The 16,493-nt window shown below is 67.8% G+C and carries 15 protein-coding genes and 1 riboswitch; of the genes, 9 read left to right on the plus strand and 6 right to left on the minus strand.

Going from position 1 to position 16,493, the window contains the following annotated elements:
• The first annotated feature begins 77 nt into the window (after positions 1–77).
• Positions 78–193, plus strand: a riboswitch (SAM riboswitch).
• A 12-nt stretch (positions 194–205) separates the two neighbouring features.
• Entirely contained in the window at positions 206–1,321 is a 1,116-nt protein-coding gene (gene metX, locus AC3A4Z_RS17915; protein WP_498712975.1) for a homoserine O-acetyltransferase MetX, read from the plus strand.
• Positions 1,322–1,327: 6 nt separating this feature from the next.
• On the opposite strand, the gene AC3A4Z_RS17920 is transcribed toward metX, so the two are convergent.
• The 3 genes from AC3A4Z_RS17920 to AC3A4Z_RS17930 are packed head-to-tail and all read right to left on the minus strand — an operon-like array spanning position 1,328 to position 3,945.
• Positions 1,328–1,891, minus strand: coding sequence for a hypothetical protein (locus tag AC3A4Z_RS17920; protein WP_498712976.1), 564 nt, complete (start codon positions 1,889–1,891; stop codon positions 1,328–1,330).
• A 13-nt stretch (positions 1,892–1,904) separates the two neighbouring features.
• Positions 1,905–3,143, minus strand: a complete 1,239-nt coding sequence (locus tag AC3A4Z_RS17925; protein WP_498712977.1) for a winged helix DNA-binding domain-containing protein — start codon at positions 3,141–3,143, stop codon at positions 1,905–1,907.
• Between the two features lie 4 nt (positions 3,144–3,147).
• Positions 3,148–3,945 carry an SGNH/GDSL hydrolase family protein gene (locus tag AC3A4Z_RS17930; RefSeq protein ID WP_498713100.1) on the minus strand — a complete coding sequence of 266 codons (798 nt, stop codon included), beginning with the start codon at positions 3,943–3,945 and terminating at the stop codon, positions 3,148–3,150.
• A gap of 149 nt (positions 3,946–4,094) precedes the next feature.
• On the opposite strand from AC3A4Z_RS17930, the gene AC3A4Z_RS17935 reads away from it, so the two are divergent.
• A complete protein-coding gene (locus AC3A4Z_RS17935) occupies positions 4,095–4,745 on the plus strand; it encodes an alpha/beta hydrolase (protein ID WP_498712978.1) in 651 nt (216 codons plus the stop codon).
• 65 nt (positions 4,746–4,810) lie between these two features.
• Here AC3A4Z_RS17935 and AC3A4Z_RS17940 read toward each other — a convergent pair whose 3' ends face one another.
• Positions 4,811–5,038: an RNA-binding S4 domain-containing protein gene (locus tag AC3A4Z_RS17940; RefSeq protein WP_091418257.1), complete on the minus strand. Its 228-nt coding sequence runs from the start codon at positions 5,036–5,038 to the stop codon at positions 4,811–4,813.
• A gap of 32 nt (positions 5,039–5,070) precedes the next feature.
• Between AC3A4Z_RS17940 and AC3A4Z_RS17945 the strand changes: the two genes are divergently transcribed.
• The 3 genes from AC3A4Z_RS17945 to AC3A4Z_RS17955 all read left to right on the plus strand — a co-directional run bounded on the left by AC3A4Z_RS17945 (position 5,071) and on the right by AC3A4Z_RS17955 (position 8,632).
• Complete coding sequence (locus AC3A4Z_RS17945) at positions 5,071–6,066, plus strand: DMT family transporter (RefSeq protein ID WP_498712979.1); 996 nt, start codon at positions 5,071–5,073, stop codon at positions 6,064–6,066.
• Positions 6,067–6,212: 146 nt separating this feature from the next.
• The gene (locus tag AC3A4Z_RS17950; RefSeq protein WP_498712980.1) at positions 6,213–7,598 is read left to right on the plus strand and encodes a glycine--tRNA ligase; all 1,386 of its coding nucleotides are present in this window, start codon (positions 6,213–6,215) and stop codon (positions 7,596–7,598) included.
• A gap of 2 nt (positions 7,599–7,600) precedes the next feature.
• On the plus strand, positions 7,601–8,632 hold the full coding sequence (locus tag AC3A4Z_RS17955) for a GNAT family N-acetyltransferase (RefSeq protein ID WP_498712981.1): 1,032 nt from the start codon (positions 7,601–7,603) through the stop codon (positions 8,630–8,632).
• A gap of 69 nt (positions 8,633–8,701) precedes the next feature.
• Here AC3A4Z_RS17955 and AC3A4Z_RS17960 read toward each other — a convergent pair whose 3' ends face one another.
• Both AC3A4Z_RS17960 and AC3A4Z_RS17965 read right to left on the minus strand, forming a co-directional pair.
• The gene (locus AC3A4Z_RS17960) at positions 8,702–9,535 is read right to left on the minus strand and encodes a lysophospholipid acyltransferase family protein (protein WP_498712982.1); all 834 of its coding nucleotides are present in this window, start codon (positions 9,533–9,535) and stop codon (positions 8,702–8,704) included.
• A 60-nt stretch (positions 9,536–9,595) separates the two neighbouring features.
• On the minus strand, positions 9,596–10,351 hold the full coding sequence (locus AC3A4Z_RS17965) for an alpha/beta hydrolase (protein ID WP_498712983.1): 756 nt from the start codon (positions 10,349–10,351) through the stop codon (positions 9,596–9,598).
• Between the two features lie 84 nt (positions 10,352–10,435).
• Between AC3A4Z_RS17965 and AC3A4Z_RS17970 the strand changes: the two genes are divergently transcribed.
• From AC3A4Z_RS17970 to dnaG, 4 genes are all read left to right on the plus strand, one after another.
• Positions 10,436–11,908, plus strand: a complete 1,473-nt coding sequence (locus AC3A4Z_RS17970; RefSeq protein ID WP_498712984.1) for a YibE/F family protein — start codon at positions 10,436–10,438, stop codon at positions 11,906–11,908.
• A gap of 59 nt (positions 11,909–11,967) precedes the next feature.
• Positions 11,968–13,146, plus strand: coding sequence for a tRNA dihydrouridine synthase DusB (gene dusB / locus AC3A4Z_RS17975; protein ID WP_498712985.1), 1,179 nt, complete (start codon positions 11,968–11,970; stop codon positions 13,144–13,146).
• A complete protein-coding gene (locus AC3A4Z_RS17980) occupies positions 13,139–14,428 on the plus strand; it encodes a deoxyguanosinetriphosphate triphosphohydrolase (protein WP_142062910.1) in 1,290 nt (429 codons plus the stop codon). Before dusB ends, AC3A4Z_RS17980 begins: the two co-directional genes overlap by 8 nt.
• A gap of 73 nt (positions 14,429–14,501) precedes the next feature.
• Entirely contained in the window at positions 14,502–16,418 is a 1,917-nt protein-coding gene (gene dnaG / locus AC3A4Z_RS17985) for a DNA primase (protein WP_498712986.1), read from the plus strand.
• Positions 16,419–16,493 lie beyond the last annotated feature (75 nt).

Here is a 16,493-nt window from a genome sequence, read left to right on the forward strand (position 1 = left end):
GCAGCGGCGGCAACCGGGAAGTCACAACCAGTCACACTCTTGGCGGCGGGCGGGGGCTGTTTCGTACACTCAATGAAGGTCATGAGTGCCAGTGACAGCCCCGGCTTGCTGGCCGGCAACCCTCCTTCCGCGGTGGGGTGCCCCGGGTGAAGACCTGGCCTGCCGGTCAGACGGCGGCAGGCAAGCGCGTAGAAGAGGTCTTGCCATGACGGTTACCGTCACCCGTACCACCGTTCCCGAACACGGGATTGTCCGCTATGCCTCCATCGGGGGGCTGCAGCTCGAGGCAGGCGGCTACCTGCCGGACGTCACCCTCGCCTATGAAACCTGGGGCACGCTCAACGAGGACGGCAGCAACGCGGTCCTGATCGAGCACGCCCTCACCGGCAGCACGCACGTGACCCGCGGCGACACCGACGAAGAAGGCTGGTGGGAACAGCTCGCAGGACCGGGCGCTCCCGTGGACACGGACAGGTTCTTCGTCGTATCAATCAACATTGTGGGCGGCTGTTACGGCTCCACCGGGCCGTCCTCGCCCGCCCCTGACGGCAAGCCCTGGGGCTCCCGTTTTCCGCTGGTGACCCTCCGGGACAGCACCGCGGCAGAGGCCCGGCTGGCCGACCAGCTGGGCATCAGCAGCTGGTTCGCGGTGCTGGGCGGGTCCATGGGAGGCGCCCGTGCGCTGGAGTGGGCGGTGACGTATCCGGAACGCGTGCAGCGCTGCGCCGTGATTTCCGTGGGGGCCGCGAGCACCGCCGAGCAGATCGCCTTCGCCCAGGCGCAGACGCTGGCCATCCGCCAGGACGCCAACTTCAATGGCGGTGACTACTACGGCGGGCCGCTGCCGGAGGAGGGCCTGGCCCTGGCCCGGCGCATTGCCCACATCACCTACCGTTCGCCCCTTGAACTCGACGGACGCTTCGGCCGGGCACCCCAGGCCCCCGAATCACCGTTCCAGGGCGAGCAGCTCGCGGCACGAGGACGCTACCAGGTGGAGAGCTACCTGGACCATCAGGGCACCAAGCTGGTCCAGCGGTTCGACGCCAACAGCTACATCGCCATCACCGAAGCACTGATGAGCCACGACGTCTGCCGCGGCCGCGGGTCCCTGGAACAAACGCTGTCCCGTGCCGGCGCCCGCTTCTTTGTGGCCGCCGTGGATTCGGACCGGCTCTACTTCCCGTCCCAGTCCCTGGAACTGGCCCGCGCGCTCCCGGGAGACGTGGACGTCAACTTCATCGAGGCGCCCATCGGGCACGACGGATTCCTCACCGAAATCGGCCAGCTGGGGCACCAGCTCCGGACCAGCTTCCTGGTCTGACGGCTCCTAGCCGTTCATGATCTCGGTGCGGCGGGTCATGTATTCCTCCATGGAAAGCTCACCGTTGCTGTACTGCGTATCCAGTTCCGCCAGTTTGCGCGCGCGGTAGCCTTGCGGGGCCGACGGCGGCGGGGGAGTTGCAGGGACTGCGGGCTGCTGCGGGGCTTCTTCGCGCTGTCCCTGCTGCGGCTGCCCGGACTGTCCGTAGCCGGGCTGTCCAAACGTCGGCTCGCGGAAAGCCGGCTGCCCGTAGGGCGGGAACTGCTGGCCCGCCGGTGGGACGGGCGGGAGCGGTTGAACGGGCGGCAGGGGCTCGCCGGGGAGGGGCTGGGGCTGGTCAAGCTGGCGGAATCCGCCGCCGAAGTAGTCCTGCTGGGTGAAACCGTCCCGGGGCTGCTTGCTTTGCGGGCCGTTGGAGCCGGGGAACATCCCGCCGCCCGGAAACTGGTCCGGGTAGCGCCCCGTAAAGCTCTGCTCATGGTTCCTGCGGGCCACCGACTTCCGGTACATCCGCATGGCCATCGGGATCAGGAACGACAAGATAATGATCCAGAAAAACAAGTTGCTCACGGTGCCGTGCCTCTCATTGGTGTCCTTCCAGCTTAAGCCCGGGCTGCACGCGGACGGTGGGGAGTCCCATAAAAGCGCCGTACCGTTCCACAGCTGCCTGAACCGCCGCGGCCACGGGAGAACCCGGAGTTTCAGCCCCAGAGAGCCGGACATCGACTTCGCAGCGGCCGGGAAACAGCTTGTGCCGCCAGGAACCGGCCATCCGCCCGTCCAGCAGCACCACATGCATGGGCTCGCCCTGGAACGGGAAAGTCGGGGCGTTGCCTCCGAGGTAGTGCCGCGTGGCGGAATAGCCCATCACGTACTCGTCGTAGCACTGGATGAGATCGATTCGCGGGCCGGCTTCCCCGGCACCACCCGCGCCCGCTTCGGCGGCGTCATGGGTTCCGGCTCCGTAATTCGGCGCGGCACCGTAATAGTGCACGACGCCGTCAATCACCGTTTCGGCCAGGGCATCAGGATGCGCCTCAACAGCGAGCTGCATGCCCTTCCGGACGTCCGTCATGGTCAGGCCGGACCAGTCCGCGCAGTCCTTGACCGTCGCCGGGCCGCGGCTGCTGAAATAGCGGCGGGCCAGCTCTGCCAGCGCTTCCGCCCTTTTCAGTGCAGGCTCCGGTCCTGCAGGAACCCGCTCGTCGAAGAGCGCGTACGTTTGCTTCAGCGCCCCGCCCGGACTGCGCACAGGGGTGCCGCTCACCAGGACCCCGCTGATTTCCGCGTGCATCACCAGGTAGGCAAGTTCCAGGCCCTTAGCCGGGAGCCCGGCGTCGTGAAGTTTTTCCGCCAGGCCCTCACGGGGAAGGTGGTTTCCGCCCGCCACCGCACCGGCCAGGACTTCGGCGCTCCGGGCGGCAACGGCGGCGTCGATGCCGGTACGGCGGTAGGTGGCCGCGTTGGCCTGTTCGAGCCGCGGTGCGGAGAGCGCACGAAGCCAGCGGAGATCGTCCCGGTGGACAAAATGCCAGGTGGGCCGGAGGATGTGGGTCCGCAGGATCCGGCCGTCCGCCACGGCCTGCTCGATGTCCGCCGCGGTAACCGGGCCGGCGCTGGCGGCCACCCGCTGGGCCAGGCTCCACCTGGCGTAGGGAAACTCCTGCGCCTGCACTGCCAGCAGGGACCGCAGCGCAGCTTCAGGGGATGCGGCGCCGGGTTCACGCAGCATCTGGGACTGCAGCCGCAGCCGCACTACCTCGCCGGGTTCCAAGCCCGCCGGAGGCTGCCCCGCCGGCGCATCGGGCGTCCCGGTGTTCACTCCGCTAGCGCCGGGCAGCCTCGGTGGTCCCGAGCGGACCCTCGCCCGAACCCAACGGAACCCCCGGCCCGAACACAGGTCCCGGCGTCGGCCGCTTGGGCAGGATGCCGTCACCCGAAGACTGGTGCCGCAGCCGGCGCAGCACCCAGGGCACAAAGTACTCGCGGGCCCAGACGAGGTCTCCGGACCGGGCTTCGCGCCAGGTCCTCGGCGGCAGCGGCTTGGGCTGGAGCGGTTCCAGGGTGTGGTCAACGTTGAGCGCGTCCAGCACCATTGCTGCGATGGTGTGGTGGCCCAGCGGCGAGAAATGCAGCCGGTCAGCATCCCACATTTGCGGGTCGCTGAGCTGGCGCAGGGACCACATGTCGGCGATGACTGCGTCGTGCCGTGCCGCCACCGTCCGCAGGTTCTCGTTGTAGATGGCCACCTTGCTGCGGATCCTGCCGAGCACCGAGGACCCTGTGTCCGGGCCGTTGAAGAGAACCACGGTGGCGCCGCCCATCGCCAGGAGCTGGACTACGGAATCAAGTTTCTCCGCCAGCGCATCGGGGTCGCCGCCCGGGCGGATCAGGTCGTTTCCGCCGGCGGAGAGGGTCACCAGGTCCGGCTTCAGTGCCAGGCACGGGGCGAGTTGCTGGTCCACGATCTGCTGCAGCAGCCGGCCGCGCACAGCCAGGTTCGCATAGGCGAAGTCGGGCTTGGTGCGGCTCAGTTCCTCCGCCACCCTGTCAGCCCAGCCGCGGTAGCCGCCGGGGCTTGAGGGCTCGGGATCTCCGATGCCTTCGGTAAAGGAATCGCCCATAGCCACATACCGGGTCCAGGGGTGGGATCCGGCAGGGGCAGTGGACGTTGGGATGCTGGTTGTGTCAGTCACGGTCCTATCCTGCCTTCCGCTTCGCGGGCTGCGCGAACGTAGGTTGTTACCTTTGGGTAACTGTAAGAATGGAAACCATGACTGAAGCCGAAGTATTTCCTGCCCCTGTAGTTCTGTGGTCCCATCCCGAGGACCAGCGCGACGGCAAGCCGCTGCTGGTGCTCCTGCACGGCTACGGCGCCAACGAACAGGACCTGCTCAGTCTGGCCGACCTGCTGCCCGGGGACTTCGCCGTGGCGTCCGTCCGGGCCCCGATCGCCATGGGCCCCGGCTTCACCTGGTTCCCGCTGACGGCCTCCATTGACTACTCGCTGGACCGGGTCAAGGCCGCTTCGTCCTATGTGCTTGAGTGGATTGACGAAATCCGGGTGGGGCACCCGTCGGTGACCCTGCTCGGCTTCTCGATGGGCATGGCCATGGCCACCACGCTCCTGCGGCAGCGGCCCACTGACTTCGCAGCCGTCGTCGGACTCTCAGGCTTCGTGGTGGACGCCGGGGACGATCCCTCGTTCAAGGACAATGAGCTCGACGGCACCGTCCCCTTCTTCTGGGGCCGGGACCAGCAGGACCCGGTGATCACCCCGGACAAGATCGAATTCACCATGGGCTGGGTCCGCAAGCACGTCAAGCTCACCAAGGTCCTGTACACGGGCATGTGGCACGGCATCAACCAGCAGGAGATTGGGCACGTGTCCGAGTTCCTCACGCACGAGGTGCTCAAGAAGTAGGAGTACGACGGCGGGCGGCGGCGCGCGCTGTTGGGCGGGCCGTGCGTGCCGGGATACGGTGCCGGTCAGGCTTCCGGCGCCACGACCTTCACCGTCTGGTTGTTCACCGTGACAGTATCCCCGTGGTGCAGTTGGCGGCCGCGGCGGTCATCGATCTCCCCGTTGACCTTGACGAGCCCGTTCTTGATCAGGTCCGCCGCCTCCACGCCGTCCTCCACGAGGTTGGCGAGCTTCAGGAGCTGGCCAAGGCGGATCATGCTGTCGCGGATGGGGACCTCTTCAACGTTGCTCATGAAGCAATGATGCCTGACGTAATGTGGATTCAATGACCTCCACCCACCGCCTGCCACTGCTCGCAGGCCTGCCGCTGGCGGTGGGCTCGGGCCTCGCCATTCCCGTCCAGGGCCGTATCAACGGTGCGCTGGGAGCCCGCTTGGGCGATGGCATCGCTGCGTCAGTGGTGAGCTTCAGCACAGGCCTGCTGCTGATGATCCTCATCTCGCTGGTCCTGCCGCGCGGCCGCGCCGGGCTGGCCAGCATCCTCCCCGCCGTCCGGAGCAGGGCCTTTCCCCGGATCTACGTCCTTGCCGGCGGCATCGGCGCGCTGTTCGTTTTCGCGCAGTCCTTCACCGTGGGGATCCTCGGCGTAGCCCTCTTCACTGTTGCCACCGTCACCGGGCAGACCCTCAGCGGACTGCTGGTTGACCGGCTGGGCATTGGGCCGGCCGGGAAGAAATCAGTCACCGGTATCCGGATCATCGGCTGTGTGCTGACCATCGCCGCCGTCGCCTGGGCGGTATCTCCACGGTTCAGCGCAGCGGCGGGCGGCACGGGAGGCGGCGCACCGGACGCCGGCCCGTCAGCCCTGCTGCTTCCCCTCCTGCTGCCCGTGCTGGCAGGGTTCCTGATGAGCTTCCAGCAGGCCATGAACGGAACAGCCACCGTCCACTACGGCACGCCCATCGCCGCCACGCTGGTCAACTTCGTTGCCGGTTCCCTGGTGCTGTGGACGGCCTACGGCATCAAGCTGGCAGTGGCCGGGCCGGGCAACCTGCTGCCGGGGGAGTGGTGGTACTACGTGGGCGGTCCCATGGGCTGTGTCTTCATTGGTTTGGGCGCCCTGCTGGTCCGTAGCCTGGGCGTACTGGTCACGGGCCTCGGCATGATCGCCGGCCAGCTGCTGGGCTCGCTGGCCCTGGACCTGATCCTGCCCGCGCCCGGGACAGTGGTGGCGCCGGCCACCGTGCTCGGCACCATCCTCACCCTTGCCGCCATTGTCCTGGCAACCCTGCCCTGGCCGCGGGGAGCGTTCCGGAGGTAGGCACCGGTAGGCTAGGACACGCAGCTTTTACGCATCTTTCCTTCATCCGCCCCTCCCGGCAGCCAACGGTGCACACCTGTGGCGCAACCGGGGCCTGAAAACCGCGGACCGCACCCAGCGGCCCTGTAGAAATTGGAGTTACCCCCATGGCAGCAAAATCCGTTCTCGACCAGGTCATTTCCCTCTCCAAGCGGAGGGGTTTTGTGTTCCAGGCCGGTGAGATCTACGGAGGTTCGCGTTCTGCCTGGGACTACGGGCCCCTCGGTGCGGAACTGAAGGAAAACATCAAGCGCCAGTGGTGGCAGTCCATGGTCCGCGGCCGCGAGGACGTGGTGGGCCTGGACTCCTCAGTCATCCTGCCCCGCCAGGTATGGGAAGCCTCCGGCCACGTCGAGGTCTTCTCCGACCCCCTGGTGGAGTGCCTGTCCTGCCACAAACGCTACCGGGCGGACCACCTCGAGGAAGAGTACGAGGAAAAGAAGGGCCGCGCCCCCGAGAACGGCCTGAAGGACATCGTCTGCGCCAACTGCGGCACCCGCGGCCAGTGGACCGAACCGCAGGAATTCTCCGGCCTGCTGAAGACCTTCCTGGGCCCGGTGGCCAGCGAGGAAGGCATGCACTACCTGCGCCCGGAAACGGCCCAGGGCATCTTCGTGAACTTCAACAACGTGCTCACCACCTCCCGCAAGAAGCCGCCGTTCGGCATCGGCCAGATCGGCAAGTCCTTCCGCAACGAGATCACCCCCGGCAACTTCATCTTCCGCACCCGCGAGTTCGAGCAGATGGAAATGGAGTTCTTCGTTGAGCCCGGCACCGATGAGGAATGGCACCAGTACTGGATGAAGGAGCGCATGTCCTGGTACACCGGCCTGGGCATCCGCGAGGAAAACCTGCGCTTCTTCGAGCACCCCAAAGAGAAGCTGAGCCACTACTCCAAGGGCACCACGGACATCGAATACCGCTTCGGTTTCCAGGGCTCCGAGTGGGGCGAGCTGGAGGGCATCGCCAACCGCACCGACTTTGACCTCTCCACCCACGCCAAGGCCTCCGGCACGGATTTGAGCTACTTCAACCAGGCCACCAACGAGCGCTACACCCCGTACGTCATCGAGCCTGCCGCCGGCCTGACCCGTTCCTTTATGGCGTTCCTGGTGGACGCCTACACCGAGGACGAGGCTCCCAACGCCAAGGGCGGCGTGGACGTCCGCACGGTGCTGAAGCTTGACCCGCGCCTGGCCCCGGTCAAGGCCGCCGTGCTTCCCCTGAGCCGCAACGAGGACCTGTCCCCGAAGGCCAAGGACCTCGGAGCGCAGCTGCGGAAGAACTGGAACATCGACTTCGACGACGCCGGCGCCATCGGCCGCCGCTACCGCCGCCAGGACGAAATCGGCACCCCGTTCTGCATCACCGTGGACTTCGACACGCTCGAGGACCAGGCCGTGACCATCCGCGAGCGGGACACCATGAGCCAGGAGCGCGTCTCCCTGGACAAGGTGGAAGGCTACTTGGCCGCACGCCTGATCGGCGCCTGAGCATGGCCATCGAATACCGCGAATGGCGCGAGGGGGACGACCTCGCCCTCCTGGAAATCTGGGGCGGCCCGGAAACCTCCCAGGCCCGGCAGTTCCGCGGTGCCCTGGCACTTTCCTCCGACGGGAGCAGCTCGCCGTGGCGGCGCTGCATCGTGGCCGAGGACGTCATCGACGGCGTCGGCATACCCGTCGCAGCGGGCGTGGTGTACGAAGCCTCGCTGCACCCGGAACGGCTCTGGACCTACATCGAAGTGGCGCGGGACCACCGCCGCAACGGCATCGGTGCCACGCTCCTGACCATGCTTCGCCGCGAAGCCGAGCAGTCGCCGTCGGGCGTTTCGAAGCTCCGCGCCAAAGTGGAGCCGGGCAGCCCCGGCGCCGCTTTCGCCGAACATTTCGACCTGACTCCGATCCAGCGTTCGCGGCTGGTGGTGGTGGAACCGGGCGCCCTGCGGCTTCCCGTGTTCCCGGCCAAGGACGGAACCAGCGGGCCTTCAAACGATGAAAACGCCGGCTCGGACGTGGTGATGGACCTGGCCACCGGTTCCGTGGAACTGACGGACGTGGTGGGCCGGTACTACACGGCTATCCACGGCTGGGATTCGCCCGGCGTGCTGTCCGTGGGACAGGTGCAGAAGCTGTTCCTGGACGACCTCACGGGAGCCCACGGCGCCATCGTCCTCCGCGCCCAGCCCGAGTCCGCCTTCGGGGCCGGCGTTGCGCCCAGTAAGAAGGGCCGGATCCGCGCCTTTGCCGTCAGCTACGCCGCACCCGCGGACCCGGACGCGGCCCCGGGTGCGGAGAGCACGGGGCAGGGAGCGCCCACGGACGTGTTCGTCGGCCACGAGCCGGCGCTCGCCCCCGACGACGCCGCCGAAGCGGTCCGGGACATGCTCGCCCTCATCGCGTACCAGCACCCGGTGATGCTGGAACTGGACGATTCCATGACGGCCCTGCGCGCCGCCGTCGAGCCCCTGCTGGAAAGCGGGAAGGCCCGCCTGGCCGGCCCGGAGACCCTGGTGGTCTCGGACTAAGCAGCCCGGCCCCCCAACTGAGTAGCGCCAAGTGTCGTTTTGACCCCTCAAAACGACACTTGGCGCTACTCACTGGGGCTGCTTTCTGCGGGAAGTACGACGGCGGCGCGTCAGCACGTCTTCGGCGTCCAGCAGTTGCCGCTCGGCTTCGGACGGGGCGCCGCCGCCCAGGTCGGCGGGCATCCACCAGGCGCCCGGTGCGGCAGGCACGGGAAAGTCCTCCATGCACGCGTCGATGCCCGCCTGCAGCCGCCTGCGGAGATCAGTCGTGGCCGCTTCGGCGTCAATGTCCGGCGGAACCCGCAGCGGCTCACCCACATGGACCCGGACCGGCGCACGCCACGCCACCCGCGGTGATAAGCCGTGACCCCGCGTCAGCAGCCGGTGAGCGCCCCACACCGAGACCGGAATAACAGGCACGCCGGCTTCCGCGGCCATCCTGACGGCGCCGGTTTTGCATTCCCGGACTTTGAAGCTCCTGCTGACGCCGGCTTCCGGGAACACGGCCAGGTATTCGCCGCTCCGCAGCTTGGCGACCGCCTCATCGAGCGCACCCGCACGTTCGGTGTAGCCCACCACCACGCTGTTGGTGGCACTGATGGCCGGGCCGGCGAGCCAGTGGTCGGCAGCGCCCTGATGGATCATAAAGCGCAGTTGGGCGCGTGCGTGTTCCCACAGGATGAGTTCCACCGGGGCGAAGTCCACATAGCCGAAGTGCGTGATGGCAAAGACCGCGCCTTTGCCCGGCATGACCGCACGGGCGGTCCCCTGGTGCGGTCCGGGCGCCGGCAGGTGCTCCATACCGGTGGCAAGAATCCTGATCCGGAAAGCCCACCGGAGGAACAGGCCAAGGCGGACAATGAGCCGGTAGAACCGGTCACTCGGCCGGGGGCGCCAGGCCATGCTGTTCCTTTCGTTCGTGACGCCGCGGGGCGGGCAAGGCGGGCAGGGTGGACCGGGTGCTTACAGGGTCACCTGTACGGAAGATTCCGGGAGCAGCTGGTCAAACCCCCGCGGCAGGGACACATCCGCCCCGGCCACTTCGTTGAAGGCCTTGAGTACAAAGCCCGTGGAGAGCGTGTGCCACAACCGGATTTTGCGGAGCATAAAGTGCCCGGCGCCCTTGAGTGCCACGTACTGCATGGAGGCGGCTGCGGCGGCGGCACGCCGCGAAAACGCGAGTGACGCCGACGGGCTGGTCCACCGGTCGAAGGTGCCGTGGACAATCAGCACCTTCCTGTTGTTGACGCCGGATACCGGCGTCCCCGGGCTGAGCCAGGGGGCCAGGGCCACGACCGCTTCCACCTGCGGGTGGTCCGCGGCGCACACGGCGGTCAGGCCGCCCATGGAATGGCCCACCAGGAATATCGGGACGCCGGGGTGCCGGCTGCTGATCTGTTCGAGGGCCCAGCGCGCGTCCTGCAGCGGCGTCATGTCCTCCCCGTTCCAGCCCCGCACACTGTTGCGGAGGGACCACACCGCGAGTCCGTGCCGCCTGCCTGCACGGTGGATCTGGCGGGCAAAAGGCACCATCCGTGCCGGACTCAGGTGCCGGGCTTCCACCGGCTCGCGGCTGTGCGACTTCCCGCCGTGCAACACCAGGGCAACGCCCAAAGTGGGACCCTGCGCCGGCAGCACGCTGAGCACGGGCTGGTGGACCGTTCCCGCGGCGGCTCCGCCCGCGTCCAAGTTGCCATCTTCCATACTGCGGTTGGCCATGCCCGGTTCCTCCCCGTCCTGCCGATCCATTTATCAACCCTAAGGGGCCGGACGTAGAGTTCAACGTATGAGGTTCTACTGCTGATGGGGTCCGGCCACACTCACGCTTCTACAGATCATTCGGAGCCGACACCGCAGGCGATTGCCGCCCGCCGCCGGGCAAACCGGATCCTGGCCGCAGTGCTCATCCCGCTGACCCTGCTGACGCTGGCCGGCATGGCGATGCTCTGGCCCTCCGGGAGCAAGGAAGGCATATCCCTGGCCAACCCGTATTCGGCGGCCCCCGGCGTCACCTTCGATACGGGCACCATCCAGAGCGTGGCCACTGAGAACTGCATGCAGGGCGTCACCCAGCAGGGGCCCGGAGAGCAGGGCCAGGCACAGCAGTCCCAAACCCAGCAGGGGCAGGGATCGGACTGCACCTTCGCCTTCACCGAACCGGACAAGGGCGGAAGCCCGGTGAAGGTGGTCATCAACCCGGACGTGGCTGCGTCCCACGGCGTTAAACCCGGCGACCAGATCCGCTACCTGAACCTGTCCAACGCACAGGGAGCCTCAGCCTCACAGGGGTCGCCCGCCTACATTTTTGTGGACTTCGTCCGGACCCTGCCCATCGTCCTGCTTGCGCTGCTTTACGCGGCGGTGGTGATCGCCGTGGCCCGCTGGCGAGGCCTCCGTGCGCTCATCGGACTCGTGGGAGCCTACTTCGTGCTGGCCAGTTTTATGCTGCCGGGCCTGGTGGAAGGGAAGCCGCCGCTGCTGCTGGCACTGGTGGGATCCACGGTGATCATGATCGGGGTGCTGTACTTCGCCCACGGCTTCTCCGCGCGGACCTCCACTGCCCTCCTGGGCACCATCTTCGGACTGGCCATCACGGCGCTCCTGGCGGCGTGGGCCACCGACGCCGCCAACCTCGCGGGCGTGGGCAACCACGATGCCACCACCCTGGTGAACACCTCGGCCAACATCTCCATCTCCGGGGTGATCCTGTGCGGGCTGATCATCTCCGGGCTGGGCGTCCTCAATGACGTGACCATCACCCAGTCCTCCGCCGTCTGGGAACTGTACGAACTCGCGCCGCAGAGCAGCGCGCGGAAGCTGTTCACCTCCGCCATGCGTATTGGCCGAGACCACATCGCCTCCACCGTGTACACCATCGCATTCGCCTACGCGGGCGCGGCCCTGCCGATCCTCATCATCGTGATGCTCTACGACCGGCCGCTCGCTGACACCCTCACCAGCGCAGAACTCTCGGAAGAGGTTATCCGCACCCTGGTGGGTTCCATCGGCCTGGTCCTGGCCATTCCGGTCACCACATTGATTGCGGTGCTGGTTGTTAAGGCCACCGGTTCCCCGGCCGTGGAGCTGCCGGCTGCAGGCGGCGGGTCAGGCAACCGGAAAACAGACGACGGCGACCGGCCGTCAGCTGCGGAACGGGCAGGCGGGCGGGAGACAACGCAGCCCGCCGTCAACCCTGACGATGTCACCGATACCGGCACGCTCGCGGCCGCAGCTTTCCAGACCCGGCGGGGGCGCAGGGCCGCCGAGCGGGACTGACAGAGGCCCGCAGAACCACCCCAAATCCACGATTTGCCCGGCTTTGCAACAATGGACAGGTGACTGTTGCAGCAACTCCTCCCGCCCCCAAGCTGGAACTCCCGCCCCTGAAGCTGGGCCCCATCACCGTGGACACCCCGGTGATCCTGGCGCCGATGGCAGGCATCACCAACTCCGCGTTCCGCCGTTTGTGCCGTGAGTACGGCGGCGGCATGTACGTGGCGGAGATGGTCACCTCCCGTGCCCTCGTGGAGCGCACCCCGGAATCCCTGCGCATCATCTCCCACGACGACGACGAAAAGGTCCGCTCCGTGCAGCTCTACGGCGTGGACCCCGGCACAGTCGGCGCCGCCGTGCGCATGCTCGTCGAGGAGGACCGCGCGGACCACATCGACCTCAACTTCGGCTGCCCGGTGCCCAAGGTGACCCGGCGCGGCGGCGGCTCCGCCCTGCCCTGGAAGATCGACCTCTTCACGTCCATCGTGCAGACGGCCGTCAAGGAAGCGTCCAAGGGCAACGTCCCCCTGACCATCAAGATGCGCAAGGGCATCGACGACGACCACCTCACGTACCTCGACGCCGGCCGCATCGCCCGCGATTCCGGTGTGGCCGCCGTCGCCCTGCACGGCAGGACCGCCGCCCAGTTTTACTCGGGACAGGCCGACTGGTCGTCCATCGCCCGCCTCCGCGAGGCCCTGCCGGACATTCCGGTTCTCGGCAACGGGGACATCTGGTCCGCCGAGGACGCGGTCCGCATGGTCCGCGAAACCGGCGTTGACGGCGTGGTGGTGGGGCGCGGCTGCCAGGGCCGGCCCTGGTTGTTCGGCGACCTCCAGGCCGCGTTCGAAGGCAGCGACACCCGTTTCCGGCCCAACCTCCGCCAGGTGGCCGAGGGCGTGTACCGCCACGCTGAACTGATGGTGGAGACCTTTGGTGACGAAGGCAAAGCCCTGCGCGAGATCCGCAAGCACATCGCCTGGTACTTCAAGGGCTACGTGGTGGGCGGGGAACTGCGCACCCGCCTGGCCCTGGTCACCAGCCTTGAGGTCCTGCGCGACACCCTGGCCGAACTGGACCTTGAGTCACCTTATCCGGGGGTGGACGCAGAGGGTCCGCGCGGCCGCGCAGGCTCGCCTAAGAGGCCGGCGCTGCCCAAGGACTGGCTCGAGTCCCGCGCGCTGAACGCGGCGCAGTCCGCTGACATCTCAGCAGCAGAACTGGACGTTTCCGGTGGCTGAGACCCGGACCGCCGCCCCCGTGCTGCCGGGTTATGACAGCAACGACTCCGCCCGCTGGGTGGAGGAGCCCACCAAGAACGTCTACCGTTCGGACTTCGAGCGGGACCGCGCCCGGGTGCTGCATTCCTCCGCCCTGCGCAGGCTCGGCGCCAAGACCCAGGTGGTGGCGCCCGATACCGACGACTTCGTCCGGACCCGGCTTACCCACAGCCTCGAGGTAGCCCAGGTGGGCCGCGAACTGGGCCGCGCCCTGGGCTGCGACCCCGATGTTGTGGACACCGCCTGCCTCAGCCACGACCTTGGCCACCCGCCGTTCGGGCACAACGGGGAGTCGGCGCTGAACGAGGTAGCGCACGCCATCGGCGGTTTCGAAGGCAACGCCCAGACCCTGCGCCTCCTGACCCGGCTCGAGCCCAAGGTCCTGGGGCCGGACGGCGCGCCTGCCGGCCTCAACCTGACCCGGGCGAGCCTGGACGCGGCATCGAAGTACCCGTGGTCCGCGCTGGAAGCGCCGGTGATCCACGGCCAGCGGACCAGCAAGTTCGGGGCCTATGAGGACGACCTCCCCATCTTCAACTGGATCCGGGAAGGCGCCCCCGAGCGCCGGTCCTGCCTCGAGGCCCAGGTGATGGACCTGGCCGATGACATCTCCTATTCGGTGCATGACGTCGAGGATGCCATCGTGGCCGGCCACTTCCAGCTGCGTTGGATGGACAACCCGGACCACCGCGCCCGCGTGGTGGGCTACGCCAAGCAGTGGTACCTGCCGCACAACGATCCCGCCGCCATCGACGCCGCCCTGGCCCGGCTGGAGGCCACGGATGTATGGGTGCGCGAAGCCGACGGCAGCCGCAAGTCCATGGCCGCGCTGAAAAACATGACCAGCCAACTGATCGGCCGGTTCTGCCAGAGCGCCCTGGAGACCACCCGCGCCGTATACGGTCCGGAGAACCTGACCCGGTACAACGCCCAGCTCATGGTGCCGGACGAGACGGTGATGGAGATCGCTGTAATGAAGGGCCTGGCCACTACCTTCGTGATGACCACGGAGCACCGCCAGCCCATCTACGAGCGCCAGCGCGAGGTGCTGCACGCCCTCGTGACGGCCCTGAGCGCCACCGGGGACCGCCACCTCGAGCCGATGTTCGCTGCCGACTGGCGTGACGCGCCCGACGACGGCGCGCGCCTTCGCGTGGTCATCGACCAGGTGGCGTCACTTACGGATGGATCGGCGCTGGCGATGTACGAGCGGCTGGTGGGGAGCCTTCCGTCGCTGTGGTGATGAACGGCACAACGCGCCGGCCGTCGTCATACGCCGGGGCCGGAAGGTCAGTACCCGGGGCTAGGATTGCTCTGTGGCTGGGTTGATCAAACGTGAAGATATCGACGAAGTACGCCAGCGCACGGACATCAAGGAAGTTGTTGACGGCTACGTCACGCTCAAGGGCGCCGGGCTGGGAACCTACAAGGGACTGTGCCCCTTCCACGACGAACGCTCGCCGTCCTTCACTGTCCGCCCGCAGGTAGGCCGCTACCACTGCTTCGGCTGCGGCGAGGACGGCGACGTTATTGCGTTCGTGCAGAAGCAGGACCACAGCTCGTTCCAGGAAGCCGTGGAGAAGCTGGCCGCCAGGATCGGCTACGAGCTGCGGTATGAGGACGGCGGCACCGGGCCCAACCGGGAAGAGGTCGGCAAAAGGCAGCGGCTGCTGGACGCCCACAAGATCGCTGATGAATTCTTCCAGTCTCAATTGCTGACGCCCGGCGCCGCGGAGGCGAGGACGTTCCTGCACGGCCGCGGGTTCGACCGCGCAGCCGCCGAGCAGTTCGGCGTGGGCTATGCCCCGCAAGGCTGGGACGCGCTGCTCAAGCACCTCCGCGGGCGGGGTTTCACGGACGCCGAGCTCAAGCTCACCGGGATGTTCTCCGAAGGAAACCGGGGCATCTACGACCGTTTCCGCGGCCGCCTGATCTGGCCCATCCGGGACATTGCGGGGGACACCATCGGCTTCGGCGCCCGGAAGCTGTACGAGGACGACCAGGGCCCCAAGTACCTCAACACCCCCGAGACCACGCTCTACAAGAAATCCCAGGTGCTCTACGGGATCGACCTCGCCAAGCGGAACATCGCCAAGGACCGGCAGCTGGTGGTGGTGGAGGGCTACACGGACGTTATGGCCTGCCACCTGGCGGGAATTCCGACGGCGGTGGCCACCTGCGGAACGGCGTTCGGCACCGAGCACATCAAGATCGCCCGCAGGCTGCTCTCCGACGACGGCACCGGGGGAGAGGTCATCTTCACCTTCGATGGCGACGCCGCCGGCCAGAAGGCCGCGTTGCGCGCCTTTGAGGAGGACCAGCGGTTCACCGCCCAGACGTACGTGGCCGTGGAGCCCACCGGGGCGGATCCCTGCGACCTGCGCCAAAGCAAAGGCGACGAGGCGGTGCATGCCCTGGTGCAGTCCCGCCGGCCGCTGTTTGAGTTCGCCATCCGCACCACGCTGAAGCAGTTCAACCTGGACACCGTGGAGGGCCGGGTGCAGGGCCTGAAAGCCTCTGTCCCGGTGGTTGCCGCCATCCGCGACGCGTCCACCCGTACCGGCTACTGCCAGGCCCTGACCGGGTGGCTGGGCATGCCGGACCCCAACGAGGTGCTGCGCCTCGTCACTGCTGCAGTGAAGCGCGGCGACCAGGGCGGGCCTGCCGCTTCCGGTCCGGGGGCTGCGTCCCGTCCCGCCCAACCCGGGGGGCCCGGAGTAGCTGCCGGGCCGCCGTCGGGCGCTGTACCTTCCTTCCACCGGCCGGACCCGCGGGACCCGGTGGCCTCCATGGAACGGCAGGCGCTGGAAGTAGCCCTGCAGGAGCCGGCCCTGCTGGCGGGCGGCGTGTGGGACCGCTTCGCCGCAGCCCGTTTCGCCACCCCGGCCTTCCAGGCTGTCCACGATGCCATGCGCGCCACCGGCCCGGCCCTCACCGCTGACCCCGTGCGGTGGGTGGAACACGTAATGCATGAGGTTCCCGAACCGCTGCGGCCGCTGGTATCCGAGCTGGCCGTGGTGCCGCTGCCGGCCAGCACGGAGGAGGCCGTGCAGAAGTACTGCCGGGACATCCTGGCGCGGCTGTTCGAACTGCAGATCACCCGGGTCAAGGCCGACAAGATGGGCCAGCTCCAGCGGCTGGACCCGGCGGCAGACCCGGAGACCTACCAGCGGCTCAACCGCGAGCTAATGATGCTCGAAATGGAACGCCGGGCGCTCCGGGCGGAGGCCTAGCAGGTCCCGCATGCCCCAGGGGCGGGCCCGATTTCGTTTCCAGGCGAAGTCTTTGCTAGGCTAATACCCGCTTCA

Source organism: Arthrobacter sp. Soil_C_49, from assembly GCF_057656635.1.